Origin of the sequence: Devosia sp., from assembly GCF_036676215.1 — a bacterium.
Classification (GTDB): Bacteria; Pseudomonadota; Alphaproteobacteria; order Rhizobiales; family Devosiaceae; genus Devosia.
Window position 1 is genome coordinate 23,818 of record NZ_JAKFDJ010000215.1, and the last position, 18,154, is coordinate 41,971.

The following is an 18,154-nucleotide window of genomic DNA, read 5'->3' on the forward strand; positions in this document are numbered from 1 at the left end:
AGCGCGGTATCCTGTATTCCCGGTCGGCATCGCGTCGGCACTGCTGCCAGCTTCTGTCGCTGGCCTTCTGCCATAAGCGCGAAGCTGCTCCTGGCCGATTCTATGGTGTATTCCCATGCTGCGTTGGTTTGAACGACGTCTTGATCCTTATCCGCCCGGCGATCCGGTTGAGCCCCCCAAAGGGCTTCTGGCCTTCTGCCTGCATTACTCCCACGGCGCCAAGAAGTGGCTGGCGTTGATGGCTTTTGCCGCCGCGGCCGTGGCCGTCGGCGAAATCGTCGTGTTCGGCTTCATCGGCGATGTCGTCAATTGGCTGGCTGATGCCGACCGCGAGACGTTCCTGGCGACCGATGGCTGGAAGCTGGCTCTGATGGGCGCCATGGTCGTCTTCGTCGTGCCCGCCTTCGCGCTACTCTCCACGCTCACCATGCACCAGACGCTGCTGGGCAACTTCCCCCAGCGCATCCGCTGGATGAGCCATCGCTACCTCATCCGCCAGTCGATGAGCTACTTCCAGGACGAGTTTGCCGGCCGCATCGGCGCCAAGCTGATGCAGACCTCGCTCGCCGTGCGCGAAGTGGTGATGAAGCTGCTCGATATGCTGGTCTATGTCGTCGTCTATTTCACCGGCGCGGTGTTCCTGGCGGCAGCGGCGGACTGGCGCCTGGCCATTCCGTTCCTTGTCTGGCTCGTCGCCTATGTGTCGATGATGGCCTATTTCATCCCGCGCATGGGCAAGATCTCCGAGGCTCAGGCCGATGCCCGCTCGCTGATGACCGGCCGCATTGTCGATAGCTATACCAATATCGCCACGGTCAAGCTCTTCTCCCATTCCAATCGCGAGGAGAAATACGCCAAGGAGGCGATGGACCAGTTCCTCGACACCGCCTACCGGCAGATGCGCCTGTTCACCGTCCTCAACATCTCGGTGCTGTGGTCCAATGCGCTGCTGCTGTTCGCGGTGGCCGCCACCGGCATCTGGCTGTGGCTCAACGGCCTGATGACGCCTGGTGCGCTGGCGGTCTCGCTCGGCCTGGTCATGCGCTTCCAGGGCATGAGCCAGTGGGTCATGTGGGAAATGTCGTCGCTGTTCGAGAATATCGGCACGGTGCGCGATGGCATCTCCTCGCTATCGGTCTCCCGCGTCGTCTCCGACGCGCCTGATGCCAAGGCGCTGCCCGAGGTCAAGGGTGACATCAAGTTCGAGAATGTGTCCTTCCACTACGGCAAGAGTGCCGGCGTGATCGACAATCTCAACCTGCATATCCGCCCCGGCGAGAAGATCGGCCTGGTCGGACGCTCCGGCGCCGGCAAGTCGACCATCGTCAACCTGCTGCTGCGCTTTTATGACCGCGCCGATGGCCGCATCCTGATCGACGGAGAGGATATTGCCAAGGTCACGCAGGACAGCCTGCGCGCCAATATCGGCGTCGTCACGCAGGATACCTCGCTGCTGCATCGTTCGGTGCGCGACAACATCCTCTATGGCCGCCCCGATGCGACCGAGGAAATGATGCGCGAGGCCGCCGATCTGGCCGAGGCGTCTGACTTCATCGCCGGCCTCGGCGACGCCAAGGGCCGCAAGGGTTTCGACGCCCATGTCGGCGAACGCGGCGTCAAGCTGTCGGGCGGCCAGCGCCAGCGCATCGCCATTGCCCGCGTCCTGCTCAAGAACGCGCCCATCCTGGTGCTCGACGAAGCCACGTCCGCCCTCGATTCCGAGGTCGAAGCCGCCATCCAGAGCCAGCTGCAATTGCTGATGAAGGGCAAGACCGTGATCGCCATCGCTCACCGCCTCTCCACCATCGCCATGATGGACCGGCTGGTCGTGCTGGACAAAGGCCGGGTCGTCGAAACCGGCCCCCATGCCCAGCTCGTCGACAGCGGCGGCATCTACAGCCAGCTCTGGCACCGCCAGTCCGGCGGCTTCATCGACGCCGACCAGCCCGAAGAGGCGGCGCAGTAGCGCCCGGAGCAAACTAGTATGCCCTCCCTCCCCTCAAGGGGGAGGGGAGGATCCACCGAAGCTTTTGCGACTAACCAACCAAGGAGAACCCAGATGGGTGACAATACCGAAACGGCCATTACCGCGAGCGCCAGCCATCCGCACCGCGCTGTCAAACGCAAACCCATGGACCGATTCCGAACCTGACCCGAGACCAGAACCCTCCGTCAGGCGCGGCTCAAATAACGAGCTCAAAATGTTCAACCGCGTCATTAGCTATTTCGACCATCTTTATTCGCCCACCGTGCTCGCCGAAAACCGGCAGCCGCCCATGGGCCTCCGGCCTTTCGTCAGCTATTTCATCGGCCAGTTCCGCGCCGCCTTCATCATCCGCATCCTGCTGGTGTCGATCGGCTCCATCGCCGATGCGCTGATGCCCGTCTTTGTCGGCCTCATCGTCGGCATGCTGGCCACCACCAATCCCGGCGACATCTTCGACGTTCACGGCCAGACCTTTCTCTGGATGATCGTTGTCGTCGTGCTGGTGCGCCCGCTGACCTTCCTGCTCGATACGCTCATCCGCAACCACGCCATCGTGCCCAACCTGGTCGATCTCGTCCGCTGGCAGAGCCATTGGCATGTCATCCGCCAGAGCTGGACCTTCTTCCAGAACGACTTTGCCGGTCGCGTCGCCAACAAGATCATCCAGGCCGGCGAAGCCATCGAGATCGGGGTCAACCTCACCATCGATGCCGCCTGGTATGCACTGGTCTTCGTTGTGGTGGCCATCATCGTGCTGGCCCAGCTCGATCCGGTGCTGCTGGTGCCCATCGGGGTCTGGCTGCTGCTCTATGCGGTGCTGTTCTCCATCACCATGCCGCTCATCGCCCGCTATTCCGAGGAACTCTCGGAGAGCAAATCGGTGATGACCGGCCGCATCGTCGACAGTTACACCAATATCCAGACGCTCAAGACCTTCTCCACGGGTGAGCACGAGGACCTCTACGTCGCCGACTCCATCGGCGATCACGCCGTCAGCTTCCGCAAGCTGATGCGGGTGTTCACCTATATGTGGTCCACCCTGTTCCTGCTCAATGCGGGCCTGGTGGTCTCGGTCACCTGGCTGGCGCTGACCGGCTGGAACCAGGGCGTGCTGACAGCGGCGGCCGTAGCCACCGCCATCCCCTTCGCGCTGCAGATCATGAACATGAGCGGCTGGATCCTCGAAATCGGCTCCAGCATCTTCCGCCAGGTCGGCAATATCCGCGACTCGATGGATACGATCGCCCAGCCGCTGACCATGCTCGACGCACCGCAGGCCAAGGCGCTGGAGGTGGCCAAGGGGGAGCTGCATTACGACAATGTCAGCTTCAACTACTGGCGCGGCAAGGAGGGCTCGGTCATCGACGCCTTCAACCTCACCGTCGCGCCGGGCGAGAAGATCGGTCTCGTCGGCCGCTCCGGCTCGGGCAAGTCGACGCTGGTCAACCTGGCCCTGCGCATGTTCGACGTGCAGGACGGCGCCATCCGCATCGACGGACAGGATGTCCGGAACGTGACGCAGGAAAGCGTCCGCGCCGCCATTGGCCTTGTCAGCCAGGACACGTCCCTGCTGCACCGCTCGGTCCGCGAAAACCTCAAATATGGTCGCCAGTCGGCCACTGACGAGGAAATGATGCGGGCCGCCGAACAGGCCAGAATCCACGATGTCATCGTGGGCCTGGCCGATCCCAAGGGCAATCGCGGCTACGACGCCCATGTCGGCGAACGCGGCGTCAAGCTTTCGGGCGGTCAGCGCCAGCGCGTCGCCATTGCCCGCGTGCTGCTCAAGAACGCCCCGATCCTGGTGCTCGACGAAGCCACCTCGGCGCTCGATTCCGAAGTCGAGGCGGCGATCCAGGAACAGTTGACCACGCTGATGCAGGGCAAGACGGTGATCGCCATCGCCCACCGTCTCTCCACCATCGCCGCCATGGATCGGCTGGTGGTGCTGGAGCAAGGCAGGATCGTGGAGGAGGGCACCCACGCCCAGCTGCTGGCCTCGGGCGGGCACTACGCCCACCTGTGGGAACGCCAGTCCGGCGGCTTCCTCGACTTGGAGGCGTCCTGAAAGGCAAATCGCGCCACTTCGACGGCGGTCGGCGGAGCAGATCAAAGGCTCCGATGGAGCCTTTGAAGACGAGAAGGCCACGAAGGCTGCGCCTGAGTGGCGCGATTTGAGCCGACAAGGCCATGAGGGCTACGCCCGAATGGCGGAGCCGCCGCCGAATGACAGGTTTGCGCCCGGCCTCGTGCCGGGCGCATCACTCTACATATCGATCAGTTCGCAGACTTCGACGCTGCCGCCGGCAACCAGTATCGGGCAGCCCTTGGCAATGACATTGGCCGCGTCGTGGCTATCGGCGCTGACCACGGTATAGCCGCTGAACGGGTTCGCCCCACCATCATTGCTGACGCTGCCATCGCTATGGACGGTCATGGAGCGACCCGCGGCCGCGCCGCCATCAAGCAGCTGGCTGCCGATGGCCGCATACCAATCGGTCCACGCAGCCATGACCTTCTCACCTTCCTCCTCGGTCTCGGGCATGCTGCCGCCGTGATAGGCGAATATGTACTTCGGCATATCCTTGTCTCCCTGTTCCGGTTCTCTGGATCGCGTGGAACCGCCACCAACCTCCAAGGGGCTGCACGCGTGCGCCGTGACCATACTGCCGCGCCAAAGGCCGGTCCACGATCGCGTAACGGGGGAGCCCGACCGGTCGGCAGCTAGCTGGCGGCGCCGAAGATCTGGTTGCGATGGGCCTGCCAGCCCTTGCGCTCGCCCGAAAGCTGCTCGATCACCATCTCCTCGGTCATCGGCTTGCCGAACAGGTAGCCCTGCATCACCGTGCCGCCCAGGCCGAGCAGAGCGTCGAGCTGCTGCTCGGTCTCGATGCCCTCGAACACGCAGGAAATCCCCAGGTTCCGGCACAGGTCGACCGTGGTCTTGATGATGGCCCGGCTGGTCGGATCGGTGGTCACTTCGGCCACGAAGCTGCGGTCCACCTTGATCCGGTCCAGCGGCAGCTTCTGCACATGGGTCAGGCTCGAATGGCCGGTGCCGAAGTCGTCCAGCGCAATGCGCGAGCCCAGCGCCAGCAGCGAGAGCAGGGCCTCATTGGCCTGGTTCATGTCACGCATCACCGCAGTCTCGGTGATTTCGAAGTCGATCCGGCATGGCGTGCCGGCGCGCGTCACCATGGCCACGATAGCCCCGATGGCGGTGATGGATGCCAGATCATGCGCGGACAGGTTGACCGAAAGCCGCAGCGATTTGGGCAGCCGCACCGATGCGGCCAGCGCCTTGCGCAGCACGGTCTGGGTGATCTTGGAAATCATTCCAATGCGCTCGGCCATCGGAATGAACTCGGTGGGCGAAACGTTTCCCAGCGTCGGGCTGCGCCAGCGTGCCAGCACCTCGTAACCCGTCGTCCGGTTGAGCGCGATGTCGAACTGCGGCTGGAACAGGATATGGATTTCCTCGTCCAGGTTGGCTGTCCGCAGCGCGTGTTCGAGTGTGCGAACCTTGCTGATCTCCTTGGCGTGCCGCTCCGAGAAAATGACGGCGGTGCCGCGTGCTTCGTGCTTGGCGATGGAAGTGGCGTAGTCGGCCCGGTCATAGAGCATTTCGGCGGTGTCGCCGGGGCGTGAGGTGGCAAAGCCCAGCGAGGCCGACAGGTGAATGATGGCATTCGGCAGGTCGAAGCTGAGGCGCATCGCATTGCTCAGCACTTCCCCGCGCGTGCGCAGGCTCGCCTCGTGCAACTCGCCCTGCATGATCAGCGCGTAATTGTCTGCGCCCAGCCGTGCCACGAACGTGTCGGCCTTGCGCAGCGCCATGAGGCGCCTAGCCACCTCCGCCAGCACGCGGTCCCCGGTGATCTGGCCGAAGGTCTCGTTGATTGCCTTGAAGCTGTCGAGGTCGAGCCGGGCCACGGCGATTGTGTTGCCTGCCGCCTGTGCCGCCGCGAGTGTTTCGTTCAGCTGCCGGTCGAACGAGCGGCGGTTGGGCAGGCCAGTCAGGCTATCCATGTTGGCCAACCGGTTATTCTCGTCCGAAAGCCGTTGCGTCTCGACCTGTTTGCGCTCCATCGCAGCACGCGAGGCGACCAGCGCTCCGAAGTCGCGGTAATTGCCGAACAGGATCGACATCAAACCGGCGACGACCAGCACGAAGTTGAGCGCCAGTGCCCCGAAGACCGGATTGCCGCTGATCACGAAAACGCCGGTGAAAGGTATGACGACGCACAGCGCCACCACTGTGGCCGCGGCACGGAGATGCATCAGGCAGAATACGCAGCAGATACCGGTTAGGCCCATGTAGAAGGCGACGTGGGATTGCTGATAGGCGTTGCCATAGGGATAAAGGCTCAGCGCCCAACTCGAAAAGCCGATGCCGAGAATGGCGGCGACAAATACCGCGCTGACCAGGATGCGCCGGGCCTTCTCATGAGAAATCGGCCGATCGCGGGCGCGTAACCACATGACAATACGGATCACGCAGACCAGCGCCAGCGCGCCCGGCACAAATAGCCGCAGCAGGTTCGGGGCATAGGAATGGGTGGCCGCCAGCACCAATGAGTTGACCAGCAATATGCCGTACATCAGCGGAACCTGGCGGCTGAAGGCGCGCGCCTGCGCCTGCACCAGATCGGGGTCATCCGGAACGGCAAAGAACCGCTTTATGGTCTCAAGACCCGACATTGGCCTTCTGGCCTCCTCGCACGGGCCCAACTATCCGCACAAACCCTAATAGACACGTAAACAGAACCGTTTGACCTGCAACAAATCTGCAGGAAATCGGCCATAGCAACGATGCAATTGCTGTAAAAACTGCGACGCTGCCCATTGGAACGGGCTGCGAGTCCGGCTAGAAGGCTGGCGCAATCGATTGCATTCGGCAATCCGGGTGCAGCAAAACGCAAGCCGGCATAGCCGCCGAATGCCTCCAGGAGACGACTATGGCCATGCCAGCCACCTATTCCGCCCTCGATCTGGCGGGCACTTTCGCCCTGTCCTCTCCGAGCATCGACATCACCGCGCCCATCCAGTTGCCCGGCGATGTGCACACAGCGCTGCTGGCCGCCAACCGTATCCCCGATCCCTATTTCGGCGAGAACGAAAAGACGGTGATGTGGGTCAACGAGACCGCCTGGTCCGTCGAGCGGAGCTTTTCCGCCAGCGCCACCGATATCGACGGCTACCTGACCCTGACCCTGGCCGAGGTCGATTGCATTGCCACCATCCTGCTCAATGGCGAGGTCATCGCCAAAACGCAGAACAGCTTCGTCCGCAACGACATCGACGTCACCGGCAAGGTGCGCGAGGGCGACAACACGCTGCGCATTGAATTCGGCATTGCCCCCGACGTTGCCAAGGCACGCTCGGACGCGCACCCGTTCCCGATCCCCTTCACCAAGAACTATCAGACCAACGGTCTCAAGGGCATCCACATGAACTTCATCCGCAAGGCCGCGTGCCATGCGGGTTGGGACTGGGGCATCTGCATCATGCCCATCGGCGTCTATGGCACCATGGCGCTGCGCAAGTCGCGCCTGGCCCGCCAGGAGAGCGTTCAGGTCGATCAGGCCCATGGCAGCAATTCGGTCGAACTGACTCTAAAGACTCGTGTTTTCGCCTTCGCTCACGGTGAGGTTGAACTTGAGCACACCATCGATGGTCAGGTGATCGCCGACAAGCTGGTGGTCAACAAGGGCGAGAACGTCTTCACCCACAATGTCACCATTCACAATCCAAAATTGTGGTGGCCGGCGGGGCAGGGCGAGCAGCCGCTCTATGAGCTGACCACCAATCTCGAGGGCGAAACGACCACCCGCCAGATCGGCCTGCGCAGGCTCGAATGGATCGTCGAAAAGGACGAGATCGACCATTCCTTCAAGTGCCGCATCAACGGTCGCGACATCTCCATGCTCGGCGCCAACTGGATTCCCGCCGACGCCATCCCGTCGCGCATCACCCCCGCCGTCATCCGCGACCTGCTCGAAAGCGCCAAGGCCGCCAATATGAACATGCTGCGCATCTGGGGCGGCGGGCAGTACGAGCCGGACTACTTCTACGAACTCTGCGACGAACTCGGCATCCTGCTCTGGCACGATTTCATGTTCGCCTGCATGAGCTATCCGTCCGACCGGCCATTCCTCGACAACGTTCGTACCGAGATCACCCAGCAGGTCCGGCGCCTCAGCCACCATGCCTCGATCGCGCTCTGGTGCGGCGACAACGAAGTCATCGGCTCGCTCGGCTGGTATCCCGAGACCAAGGCCGCGCCCGAGCGCTACGTCGCCAATTACGACCGCCTCAACAACATGCTCGGCAACATCGTCGAAGACGAAGATCCGGCCCGCCGCTTCTGGCCGTCCTCGCCCTCCATGGGCTATCTCGATTTCTCCGACGGCTGGCATGCCGATACCCGCGGCGACACCCACTATTGGGACGTCTGGCACTCGGCCAAGCCCTTCGAGGCCTATCGCACGGTCAACCCGCGCTTCGCTTCCGAATTCGGCTTCCAGTCCTTCACCTCGATGAACGTCATCGAGACCTTCGCCGAGGAGAAAGACCGCAACCCGTCCTCACCGGTGATGGAAAACCACCAGCGCAATGCCGGCGGCAATGCACGCATCCTTGAAACCATGACGCGCTATTTCCGCTTCCCGCGCGATTTCGACCAGATGGTGTTCCTCAGCCAGATCCAGCAGGGCCTCGCCATCAAGACCGCCATCGAATACTGGCGCTCCACCAAGCCGCGCTGCATGGGAACCTTGTTCTGGCAGATCAACGACATCTGGCCGGTCGCCAGCTGGTCCAGCCTCGATTACGGTGGGCAGTGGAAGCTGCTGCAATACATGGCCAAGCGCTTCTTCCTGCCGGTCAACGTCGTCGCCGTGCCGGTGCATGACGAGGTGTCCACCAATTCACGTGGCACCCCGGTCGAAAACGCACCGCCCACCAGCATTGCCTTCCGCGGCATCAACGACACCGGCCGTCCGGTCAGCATCGCGCTCGAAATCCGTGCCGTGAAAATTGCCGGCGGCGATCGCGTGGTCTTCTCCGGCAATACCGCCATCGGGCCGGACGGGGCCATCACTGTCGCCTCCATTCCCTTCGATGACCTGGCCGCTGACGAGTTCCTGTTCTTCTCCTGGCGCGACGCCAAGGGCGTCCTGCTTGGTGAAAACGACTATTTCCCCAAGCCCTACAAGGCCTATGAACTGGTCCAGCCCAAGATCAGGGCCGCCTGGTCCGATGTCGATGACCAGCTCGTATTGAGCCTGACCAGCGATCAGCCAGCTCTGTTCGTCACGGCCACGGTCGATATTCCCGGCTATTTCTCAGACAACGCCGTCACCCTGCTGCCAGGCCGCCAGACCGAACTCACCTTCACTCCCCGCCACGGCGCCACGCCCTCGGCCTCCGAGCTGGTCACATCGCTGAAAGTCCGCAACCTCAGTGAGACCTTTTAGGGAGTACCCCCACCTGGCCTCCCCCTGACAGGGGGAGGAACCGCGCGGTGGGCAGGCAAGATCACACCCAGTCCACCAGCCTGCTCCTCCCCCTGTCAGGGGGAGGCCGGGTGGGGGTACTCCCTTGCCCCGTCTTCCATACAAGAATCTGCTAACCCCTCATTGACATGACCGCCGCCATCTTCCATCGCTAGGTCTTCCTGCGTCCCTCCTGCGCAGCTATTCGGATCAGCCATGTCGACCCCCTTCGCTCCCCCCGAGGAGCGCCGTCTGCTGGGCATCGGGCTCGTGCTTGTTGCCTATTTCATGTTCACCGGCATCGACAGCTCTGCCAAATGGCTCGCCCTTGGCGGCATTCCCGCCGCGCAGGTCGTGTTCCTGCGCTATGTCGTGCACTTCGCCCTGGTGCTCGGCATCCATGTGCCGCAGACTGGCTTCACCCTGGTGCGCACCGCAAGCTTCAGGCTGCAGGCCCTGCGCGCCGCCATGCTGCTGGGCGCCACCATCTGCAATTTCATCGCCGTGCGCTATCTGCCGCTGACCGTCACCGGCGCCATTGCCTTCACCATGCCGCTCTTTCTCTGCGCCCTCTCGGTGCCGCTGCTGGGCGAACAGGTCGGCTGGCGCCGCTGGAGCGCCATCGGGGTGGGCTTTCTTGGCGTACTCGTCATCGTCCGCCCCGGCACCGAGGCCTTCCATCCGGCGGCCTTGCTGTGCCTGGCCGCAGCGGTGTTCTCGGCCTTCTACTTTCTTCTGACCCGCCGCATGGCCGGGCGGGATTCCGCGGCCACCCAGCAATTCTATGTCGGTCTGTTTGCCAGCGTGATCCTGGCCCCCATCGCCATCCCCTTCTGGGTCTGGCCCACCGATCCGTCGGTCTGGGTGGCATTCTTCACCGTGGGCCTGTTCGGCTTCGTCGGCCACCAGCTCATCGCGGTGTCGCATGCCTTCGCCCCCGCTTCGGTGCTTGCGCCCTTCTCCTATTTCCAGATCATCTTCATGGCTGGCGCCAGCTGGCTGCTGTTCAATCAGCCGCCCGACATCTGGCTCTATGTCGGCGCCCCCATCGTCATGGGCAGCGGCCTCTATATCTGGCTGCGCGAACGCGCGCTCGCCAAGCCCGTGACCCCGATCGGCGAAGAACGCTGACGGCCCGCCCCGTTACGCCTCCGTCACTTCCTTGACGGCGCCTTCGCCTCCGCCTCGCCCTGGGTGATCAGCCGGGCGCTGCGCTGGCCGCTGAGATAGATCCACAGCCAGTTCAGCGCCACGAACAGCCGGTTCTTGGTGTCGATCAGGAAGTAGATATGCGCGATGCCCCAGGCCCACCAGGCAATCCCTCCCTTGAGCTGGATCCAGCCGAAATCGATCACCGCCGCCCGCTTGCCGATAGTCGCCAGATCCCCCGCATGCTTGTAGCGGAACGGCATCGCCGTCATGTCCCCCGCCAGCCGCGCCCGGATCACCCCTGCCGCATGCTTGCCACCCTGCTTGGCCGCATCGCCCACGCCGGGCACCGGCTTGCTATCGGGCATGGTGATGCTGGCCGTATCGCCGACCACGAAAATCTCGCCATGCCCCGGCACGCTCAGATCCGCCGCGACCTTGACCCGTCCCGCGCGATCGGGCTCCAGCCCCAGCCATTTGGCCGCCGGTGACGCCTGCACGCCCGCCGCCCAGATGATCGTCTCGGCATCGAGCCGCTTGCCGCCATAGACCACGCCATGGGCATCCACCGCGCTCACCGCCTCGCCCAGTTCCACCATGACCCCCAGCTCACGCAGCGCCTTGAGCGTATAGTCCGACAGTTCCGGCTTGAAATTGGCCAGCACGCGCTGCCCGCCCTCGATCAGCACCACCCTTGCCTCGCTTGGCTTGATGTGGCGGAATTCCCCGGTCAGCGTCACCCGCGCCAGCTCGACAATGGCGCCGGCCAGTTCCACCCCGGTCGGTCCCGCCCCGATGATGACAAAGGTCAGCAGCGCCTGCCGCTTCTCCGGGTCCGGCTCGCGCTCCGCCGCCTCGAAGGCCAGCAGCAGCTTGCGCCGGATCGTCGTCGCGTCTTCCAGCGTCTTGAGCCCGGGCGCGAACGTCTCCCAGTCGTCATGCCCGAAATAGGCATGCCGCGCCCCGGTGGCGAGGATCAGGCTGTCATAGCCAACCCGGCTGCCATCCTCCAGCACCACTTCCTTGCCGGACACGTCGACCCCCGTCACCGTCGCCAGCAGCGTCGTCACCTCTTGGCGCTTGCGCAGGATATGGCGGATCGGCCAGGCGATTTCGGCCGTGCCGAGCGAGGCGGTGGCCACCTGGTAGAGCAGGGGCTGGAACAGGTGATGGTTGCGCCGGTCGATCACCGTCACCGCGACATCGGCCCCCGCCAGCGCCTGCGCCGCCGCCAGCCCGCCAAAGCCGCTGCCGACGATAACCACCCGATGCCGAGCCATGCCACACTCCTTGTTGCCCAAGATATGGGGTCAACGAGCCTCGTCCGCATCGCCTCAGTCTGCAAGGCAGCTAGGCGATTTGCTCGCGCCAGCGCCGCGCATAGGCCTCAAATCCCGGCACATCGAGCGGCGCCACCGCAACGCCCGCTGCGGCCGCCCCCTCGCCATGCCCAAACAGCATGCTGGCCCCGAGACTCGTCCCCGTCGCATCGCCCGAAGCGCTGACCTTGACGCCCGCCAGCCGCGCCAGCGCCTGCCCAAACAGCGCGTTGCGCGCCAGCGGCCCCTCGACGATGATCTCCCGGCCCAGCCCGCAGAGGTCGAGGCACGCCCGGGTCAGCAGCGCCAGATAGAGCGAGGCGGCCGCCGTCCGTTCCTCGGCCGTCAATTGTGCTGGGTCGGCCGTCCAGCGCCCCGCCGCCTGCGGAAAGGGGCCAACGCCGGGCGTGAAGCTCGGCTGCACGCGGATATCGCTCTCGATCACCCGCGCAATGTCACCCGCGCTCGGCGTGCGGATTTCGGGCACCAGCGCATCGAATTCCCGCCCGCCCATGAACCGCGCCGTCGGCACCGCCCGCCCATAGGCGTCGACATTGGCGAGGCTATCCCGCGCCGGGTCGAGCCGCCCGGTGTCGCCGCCCACCGTCATGGCAATGGTCCAGGTGCCGGTCGAAATGATGCTGAACGGCGCCGCATGCGCCCCCAGATGCGGCAGCAGCGACGCATTGGAATCATGAATGCCGCAGGTCACCGGCGTCTCGGGCCTCAGCCCCGTCGCCGCCGCCACCGCCGGCACGATGCTGCCCAAAACCGACGCCGCCGGCCGCACCGGCGGAAACTTCTCCACCCAGCCCTGCGCCCTGACCATGCTGGAAAAATCCGACCGCCCTGTCGCCCACAGATCAGTGTGGCAGCCCAGCGACGTCACTTCGCTCGCCATCACCCCGGTCAGCCGCCAGGCCCAATATTGCGGATAGGTCAGGATGGCGGTCACCCGCGCAAAGTCCGCCGCATGCGCCCGCGCCTGCCAGAAGATCTGCGCCCCCAGATTGAGCCCATTGGGCAGCAGCGGCGACAATGTCTCGGCAAAATCCGGCCGCGCCACGCCATATTCGGCAGCGCTCGCCTCGGGCCCCGCATGCTCATAGTCCAGCACTGGCATGGCCAGCGCGTCGCCCGCCATCAGCGCCGCCGTCGCCCCATGCGTGGTGATGGAAATCCCGTCGACGCCGTGCTCGGCCTGCAGCGCCTTAAGGCTCTCGAGAATGAACCCCCACAGCCGCTCCACATCGGCATGCGGATAAAGCCCCTCGCGCAGGACGGTGTTCGGCGTGCCCCGCGCCGCCACCTGCTGACGCGTCGTGCTGTCGATCAGCACCACCTTGGCATTGGTCTTGCCGATGTCGATGACGGCGATACGGCGGGGCAGGGGCATAGCGGGGCGCTCGTCAGGTCAGGATGCAGCGCCAATACTGGAAATCGGCGGCGGGCGCCAGAACTGACATGTTAGTTTGGGGAATCTGCCATAGGCCTGCTCCGGCGGGCCTGGGGGTGAGGTGCCATCTAGCTTCCTTCGCCATGATGACGGGCACGGCCATCGGGTCTGGAAGTGGATTGGTCCACGATGTCCCAGTCGACACCCTCCCCCTTGCGGGGAGGGATCAAGGGTGGGGGGTGTTTGGCCCGGATATGTGGGCCAACCGCCACCCCCTCCCAGCCTCCCCCGTCAAGGGGGAGGTGCCGCCCGGTGGGGGATGAAATCGCGCAACAAAAATACATGCGCCTTCCGTTGCTGCGCACCCTCAGTCTGCCACCCTCCCCCTTGTGGGGAGGGAAGCGAGATAGGACTTAGCCCTTGCTAAGTCCGTAATCGAGCAGGGTGGGGGTATCTCTCCGCGAACGAGGCGCGCGCATGAGTTGAGGGAGACCGAATTTCGCTTCTGGCACAATCTCACCCACACACCGCGCGGCACCTCCCCCTTGATGGGCTTGTAAGCGGCCCGCAGGGACAAATCGCTCCAGCGGAGCGATTTGAGCGAGCAAGGCTGGGAGGGGGTGTTGGGAGCCCGGATATCCGGGCCAAACGCCCCCCACCCTTGATCCCTCCCCACAAGGGGGAGGGTGTCGACTGCGACATCGAGTACCAATCCGCGGGTCGGGTCCGCCGAAACACACGGCCTTATGTATCCAAGCGCGCCGAGCCGAATAACTGCGATGAGTAGGCGGGAGGTGGAGATGTAGGGCCGTGCACGCCGTGTGGCGGCTAGCTTTTACGTTGATCTACAGTTGGTGTTTGGGTGCTTCGCAACTTGCCTGCGCGAGGCGTACCGAGGGCGTTCATGGGCTCCGATTCCTTCACAGCTTCGGTGACGAAAAAATCGGCTGGCCATCTCTTGCCGAACACGTCAACCCACTCCATTCGGCATTGGGCGCTAACGTAGAATTTGTTGGCGTGCTGGCCGCGGAAAATCTCTTTCGGAGCGGAGCCAGAGGCGAAGAGGAACATGGCCTCTCCATCCTGCCCAGCGCCTATGCCAACGATCCCCGATCGTCGCCACTCGCTGTACAACAGTTGGTCGTGGTTACCCGTACTATCCATGTTCGGCATCATGAGGCGCGCCCAAAGATCGACCTGCTGTGCAGGCGACTGCCCGAAGTTACTGATCGTGACGTTGAGAGTGGCGCCGTTGAGCGTGACCCTGAATGTGCCGGCGCCCGGCGACAGGTAGGCTCTGGTTTGGGCCTCCCCAATCTCGCGATTGATCTTGTTGCCTTTTCTGGTGGCCTTCAGCGTCCGAAAAACGAAGACGATACCCACCAGCCCAACCGTCGTTCCGATGGCGGATACTATGAACATCGCCATAGCCCATTTCGCCATGTCCCCTTTGGGCGGCAAGGTCGTACTCGGCGCGTTGCTGCTCTCGGCTGGCCTCTATTACATCGGTCAGGCATTCGGCGGTAAGCGGCGTCGGGCAGCTTTGAATCTCTGCCTTGGCTTGGGCGCCATAGCTGTCGGCGCCGCGTTCGGCGTTCACTCGGTTTTCGGTGTAAGAACTGGCCGCGTCCCATACCAACAACATCACCAAAACGGCGATAACTATTCCAAGCGCCGTGACTACAGGCGCAGATCGGCCGTCCCAATTGCGCCTAGACATTGCAGTAAAACGCCGCCGTTAATTTGCCCCGAGTGAGCTTATTGCGCATGTTGCCCTCTTTCGCGTCAACGCGAATAGTCGCTAGTGCCCAACTACCCCGGGATAAGTCACGACATATACCGAGGGTGGGCCTCACCGCCCAAACCTTCCCACCGGCACGCCCGCCACCTCCACCCGAAAACTCACCACCCCGTCCAGCCCCTCTTCCTCCGCCTTGGAATCGAGACTCGTCACATAGACCGTCCGCATATCCGCTCCGCCAAAACACGGCATGGTCGGCAGCCGTAGCGGCACATCCACCCAGCCGAGCAGCGCCCCATTCGCCGAAAACCGGTTGATCCGGCTCGCCGAGGGCCCCGCCGACCAATAGACGCCCGCTAGGTCGCAGGCCCCGCCATCGGCCCGCCCATTGGCTTCGTCATTGTCGCGCAAGCGACGCCGGTTGCTCACCGAGCCGGTTGCCACATCGAAATCCCAGCAATCCACCCACATGCCGCCACGCGAATCCGAATGGTACATCCGCGTCGCGTCGGCATTCCAGGCCAGCCCGTTGGAGATCGACAAGCCCCCGGCAATCACCCGCACCGTGCCATCCGCGCCGATGCGATAGAGCCTGGCTTCGGGCGCCCCGTCCGTGCCGGCATCCATGCTGCCCACCCAGAAGGCGCCGTCCGGCCCCACCTTGCCGTCATTGAGCCGCATCTCCGGCTTGGCATGGGTGACGCTGGCCACCAGCTCGCGCGCCCCATTTTGAGGGTCGAACAGCACCACGTCCCGGCGCAGCGCCACCACCAGCCGCCCGCCCTGCGCCAGCCCGAAGCTGGGCACCGGTTCATCAAAACTCCAGCGCTGCCGCGCCCCGCTCGCCACATCCAGCGCGTGGATCACCCCGGCGGGAATATCGCACCATAAGAGCCGCTGCCGCTCGGCATCCCAGACCGGGCTTTCGCCCACGCCAAAGCGCTCGCGCACCACAAAGCTGATCTCCGGCTGCGTCATCCGGCCCTACGACGCCCCGTCATGCGCCAGGCTCCATTCGCGATAGCGCCGCCGCCCGCCTTCCAGGTGCTGGCGCATCGCCGCCCGCGCATCGTCGGCGCGGCGGTCGGTAATGGCCTCGAAGATGCGCCGATGTTCACTCTGGATATTCTCCAGGAACTCCGCCTTGTCCTTCTCGTCGGCAAAGCTGGCGCCTAGCGCCCGGCGCGGGATCAGCCGCTCGCCCACTTCGTCGACGAACAGGCGGAACCGCGAATTGTTGGTGGCGTCGGCAATGGCGCGGTGAAAGCTGCGATCGGCGTCGGTGGCCAGCGTATTGTCCTCCAGATGCCGCGCGAACTGGCCCATGGCCTGCTCCATCCGCAGCAGGTTGGTTTCCGTCCGCCGCTCCGCCGCCAGCCCTGCCGCCTCGATTTCTACGCTCATGCGGAATTCGATGAAGTCCAGCACCTCGCCGATATCCTGCGGCGCCTCCATGAACATCGATCCGCCGACCGGCTTGGGCGGCTCGCTGACATAGACGCCGCTGCCGCGCAGCGAGCGCAGCAGCCCCTCGGCCTTGAGGCTCGCTATCGCCTCGCGCACCACGGTGCGGCTCACCGAAAACTGCTCGCATAACTGGTCGGCCGGCGGCAGCTTGTCGCCCGGCTGCATTCCGGCATCCACGATCATCCGGTTGAGGCCGTCCTTCACCCGGTCAGTCAGTCGCGGTGCTGCATGTTCTGCCATTTGCGTCGTTTCGGCCGTTCAGAATGCATTCATTTATCGTTCAGACATAGCCCGATTTGTCATCCTGCGATAGCATCGGATGGTGCAAAATGCGCCGATTTCGTCGCCTCGCATCGCATGGCCGCTTGTACCACGGCAAAATCTTTCATACAACTTTTGAGAAGTCATAAAGCACGAGGAAAACGACCATGTATGTGGGCACCCAGCTCAGCGGTAGCCACCTTGAGACGCTGGGCGATCGCTACCTGCGGCAACTGGCCCAGCTCGGCATCGTCCATGTCTGCATCGATCCGCCCGGCAATCCCTATTCCTGGACGCGCGACGTGCTCAAGCGCCATATCGACCGCGTCGATGCGGCGGGCCTCGTCCTCGACATGGTGCAATTGCCGCTGCCATCCTCCGGCATCGAAAAGAACCATCAGTCCCCGGGCATCGTGCTGGGGCAGGGGCCCGAACGCGACCGCGAGATCGACGGCATCTGCCGCCTGATCGAGGATCTCAGCGCCATGGGCATTGGCGCCGCCAAGTATAATTTCAATCTTCTGGGCATTCCCCGCACCCCGTCCGAGCGCGGCCGCGGTGGCGCCGTGCTCTCGACCTTCCGGCAGGACCAGCTCACTGACGCCGACACCTTGACCGCCGCCGGCCAGGTCAGCACCGGGCAGATGTGGGAGCGCATCACCTATTTCCTCGAGCGCGTCGTGCCGGTGGCCGAGGCCAATAAGCTGCGCCTGGCCTGCCATCCCCACGATCCACTGACCCCGCCGGGCTATCGCGGCATGGAGGAGCGCGTATTGGGCAGTGCCGAAGGCCTCAAGCACTTCGTCTCCATTGCCGAGAGCCCTTATCACGGCCTCAATTTCTGCCAGGGCACCATTGCCGAAAGCCTCGAAAATCCGCGCGAGGAGATCGGCGACATCATCCGCTGGTTCGGAGAGCGCAAGAAGATCTTCAACGTCCATTTCCGCAACATCAAGGGCGGCCGCTATTCCTTTACCGAGGAATTCCCCGATGCCGGCGACATGGACATGGCCGCCGCCCTCCGCCTCTATAAGCAGGTCGGCGTCGACTGCATGATCATGCCCGACCACTGCCCCGATATCGACGGCGAATCCCCCTTTGAAACCGCCTTCGCCTTCAGCTTCGGCTACATCATCGGCCTGTTCCAGGCTAACGGCTGGGATCCGTATGGGCGGTAACCGGCCGCTGCTCCTGGCGCCCAAACAAAAGCCCGGGCCTTGCGGTCCGGGCTTTCTGGCACCAGGGAGGCCGTGCCAGGGAAGCTCTAGCTATGCGCCGCAATCAGCTGCGCCAGCGTCTCGCGCTCGCTCGCGGTGAGCTCGGTCAGCGGGCTGCGCA

At 63.9% G+C, this 18,154-nt stretch carries 12 protein-coding genes; 5 read left to right on the forward strand and 7 right to left on the reverse strand.

Annotated elements, in window-relative coordinates; translation table 11 throughout:
• The first annotated feature begins 115 nt into the window (after window positions 1–115).
• Entirely contained in the window at window positions 116–1,966 is a 1,851-nt protein-coding gene (locus V6M52_RS17580) for an ABC transporter ATP-binding protein (protein WP_332702145.1), read from the forward strand.
• A gap of 235 nt (window positions 1,967–2,201) precedes the next feature.
• Window positions 2,202–4,055 (forward strand): ABC transporter ATP-binding protein, encoded by a 1,854-nt coding sequence (locus V6M52_RS17585; RefSeq protein WP_332689425.1) that lies wholly within the window; start codon window positions 2,202–2,204, stop codon window positions 4,053–4,055.
• A 198-nt stretch (window positions 4,056–4,253) separates the two neighbouring features.
• Here the strand turns inward: V6M52_RS17585 and V6M52_RS17590 are convergent, their stop codons facing one another.
• Together V6M52_RS17590 and V6M52_RS17595 are read right to left on the reverse strand one after the other, a co-directional pair.
• Window positions 4,254–4,568 (reverse strand): hypothetical protein, encoded by a 315-nt coding sequence (locus V6M52_RS17590; protein ID WP_332689428.1) that lies wholly within the window; start codon window positions 4,566–4,568, stop codon window positions 4,254–4,256.
• A gap of 143 nt (window positions 4,569–4,711) precedes the next feature.
• A complete protein-coding gene (locus tag V6M52_RS17595) occupies window positions 4,712–6,688 on the reverse strand; it encodes a putative bifunctional diguanylate cyclase/phosphodiesterase (protein ID WP_332689431.1) in 1,977 nt (658 codons plus the stop codon).
• Between the two features lie 257 nt (window positions 6,689–6,945).
• Here V6M52_RS17595 and V6M52_RS17600 point away from each other — a divergent pair, with 257 nt between their 5' ends.
• Together V6M52_RS17600 and V6M52_RS17605 are read left to right on the forward strand one after the other, a co-directional pair.
• The gene (locus V6M52_RS17600) at window positions 6,946–9,465 is read left to right on the forward strand and encodes a beta-mannosidase (protein ID WP_332702147.1); all 2,520 of its coding nucleotides are present in this window, start codon (window positions 6,946–6,948) and stop codon (window positions 9,463–9,465) included.
• 234 nt (window positions 9,466–9,699) lie between these two features.
• On the forward strand, window positions 9,700–10,614 hold the full coding sequence (locus V6M52_RS17605; protein ID WP_332702149.1) for a DMT family transporter: 915 nt from the start codon (window positions 9,700–9,702) through the stop codon (window positions 10,612–10,614).
• A 23-nt stretch (window positions 10,615–10,637) separates the two neighbouring features.
• On the opposite strand, the gene V6M52_RS17610 is transcribed toward V6M52_RS17605, so the two are convergent.
• The 5 genes from V6M52_RS17610 to V6M52_RS17630 all read right to left on the reverse strand — a co-directional run bounded on the left by V6M52_RS17610 (window position 10,638) and on the right by V6M52_RS17630 (window position 16,795).
• On the reverse strand, window positions 10,638–11,912 hold the full coding sequence (locus tag V6M52_RS17610) for an NAD(P)/FAD-dependent oxidoreductase (RefSeq protein WP_332702151.1): 1,275 nt from the start codon (window positions 11,910–11,912) through the stop codon (window positions 10,638–10,640).
• 70 nt (window positions 11,913–11,982) lie between these two features.
• A complete protein-coding gene (locus V6M52_RS17615; RefSeq protein WP_332702153.1) occupies window positions 11,983–13,347 on the reverse strand; it encodes an FGGY-family carbohydrate kinase in 1,365 nt (454 codons plus the stop codon).
• Between the two features lie 828 nt (window positions 13,348–14,175).
• Window positions 14,176–14,775, reverse strand: coding sequence for a hypothetical protein (locus V6M52_RS17620; RefSeq protein WP_332702155.1), 600 nt, complete (start codon window positions 14,773–14,775; stop codon window positions 14,176–14,178).
• A 424-nt stretch (window positions 14,776–15,199) separates the two neighbouring features.
• Window positions 15,200–16,066, reverse strand: coding sequence for an SMP-30/gluconolactonase/LRE family protein (locus tag V6M52_RS17625; RefSeq protein WP_332702157.1), 867 nt, complete (start codon window positions 16,064–16,066; stop codon window positions 15,200–15,202).
• Window positions 16,067–16,072: 6 nt separating this feature from the next.
• Entirely contained in the window at window positions 16,073–16,795 is a 723-nt protein-coding gene (locus V6M52_RS17630; RefSeq protein WP_332702159.1) for a FadR/GntR family transcriptional regulator, read from the reverse strand.
• 188 nt (window positions 16,796–16,983) lie between these two features.
• On the opposite strand from V6M52_RS17630, the gene V6M52_RS17635 reads away from it, so the two are divergent.
• A complete protein-coding gene (locus tag V6M52_RS17635) occupies window positions 16,984–17,994 on the forward strand; it encodes a mannonate dehydratase (protein ID WP_332702161.1) in 1,011 nt (336 codons plus the stop codon).
• The last annotated feature ends 160 nt before the right edge of the window (window positions 17,995–18,154 follow it).

Excerpts from the sequence above, each read along its gene's own strand:
- V6M52_RS17580 (WP_332702145.1), top strand. The coding sequence starts at position 116 with ATGCTGCGTTGGTTTGAACGACGTCTTGATCCTTATCCGCCCGGCGAT.
- V6M52_RS17585 (WP_332689425.1), top strand. The coding sequence starts at position 2,202 with ATGTTCAACCGCGTCATTAGCTATTTCGACCATCTTTATTCGCCCACC.
- V6M52_RS17590 (WP_332689428.1), bottom strand. The coding sequence starts at position 4,568 with ATGCCGAAGTACATATTCGCCTATCACGGCGGCAGCATGCCCGAGACC.
- V6M52_RS17595 (WP_332689431.1), bottom strand. The coding sequence starts at position 6,688 with ATGTCGGGTCTTGAGACCATAAAGCGGTTCTTTGCCGTTCCGGATGAC.
- V6M52_RS17600 (WP_332702147.1), top strand. The coding sequence starts at position 6,946 with ATGGCCATGCCAGCCACCTATTCCGCCCTCGATCTGGCGGGCACTTTC.
- V6M52_RS17605 (WP_332702149.1), top strand. The coding sequence starts at position 9,700 with ATGTCGACCCCCTTCGCTCCCCCCGAGGAGCGCCGTCTGCTGGGCATC.
- V6M52_RS17610 (WP_332702151.1), bottom strand. The coding sequence starts at position 11,912 with ATGGCTCGGCATCGGGTGGTTATCGTCGGCAGCGGCTTTGGCGGGCTG.
- V6M52_RS17615 (WP_332702153.1), bottom strand. The coding sequence starts at position 13,347 with ATGCCCCTGCCCCGCCGTATCGCCGTCATCGACATCGGCAAGACCAAT.
- V6M52_RS17620 (WP_332702155.1), bottom strand. The coding sequence starts at position 14,775 with ATGGCGATGTTCATAGTATCCGCCATCGGAACGACGGTTGGGCTGGTG.
- V6M52_RS17625 (WP_332702157.1), bottom strand. The coding sequence starts at position 16,066 with ATGACGCAGCCGGAGATCAGCTTTGTGGTGCGCGAGCGCTTTGGCGTG.
- V6M52_RS17630 (WP_332702159.1), bottom strand. The coding sequence starts at position 16,795 with ATGGCAGAACATGCAGCACCGCGACTGACTGACCGGGTGAAGGACGGC.
- V6M52_RS17635 (WP_332702161.1), top strand. The coding sequence starts at position 16,984 with ATGTATGTGGGCACCCAGCTCAGCGGTAGCCACCTTGAGACGCTGGGC.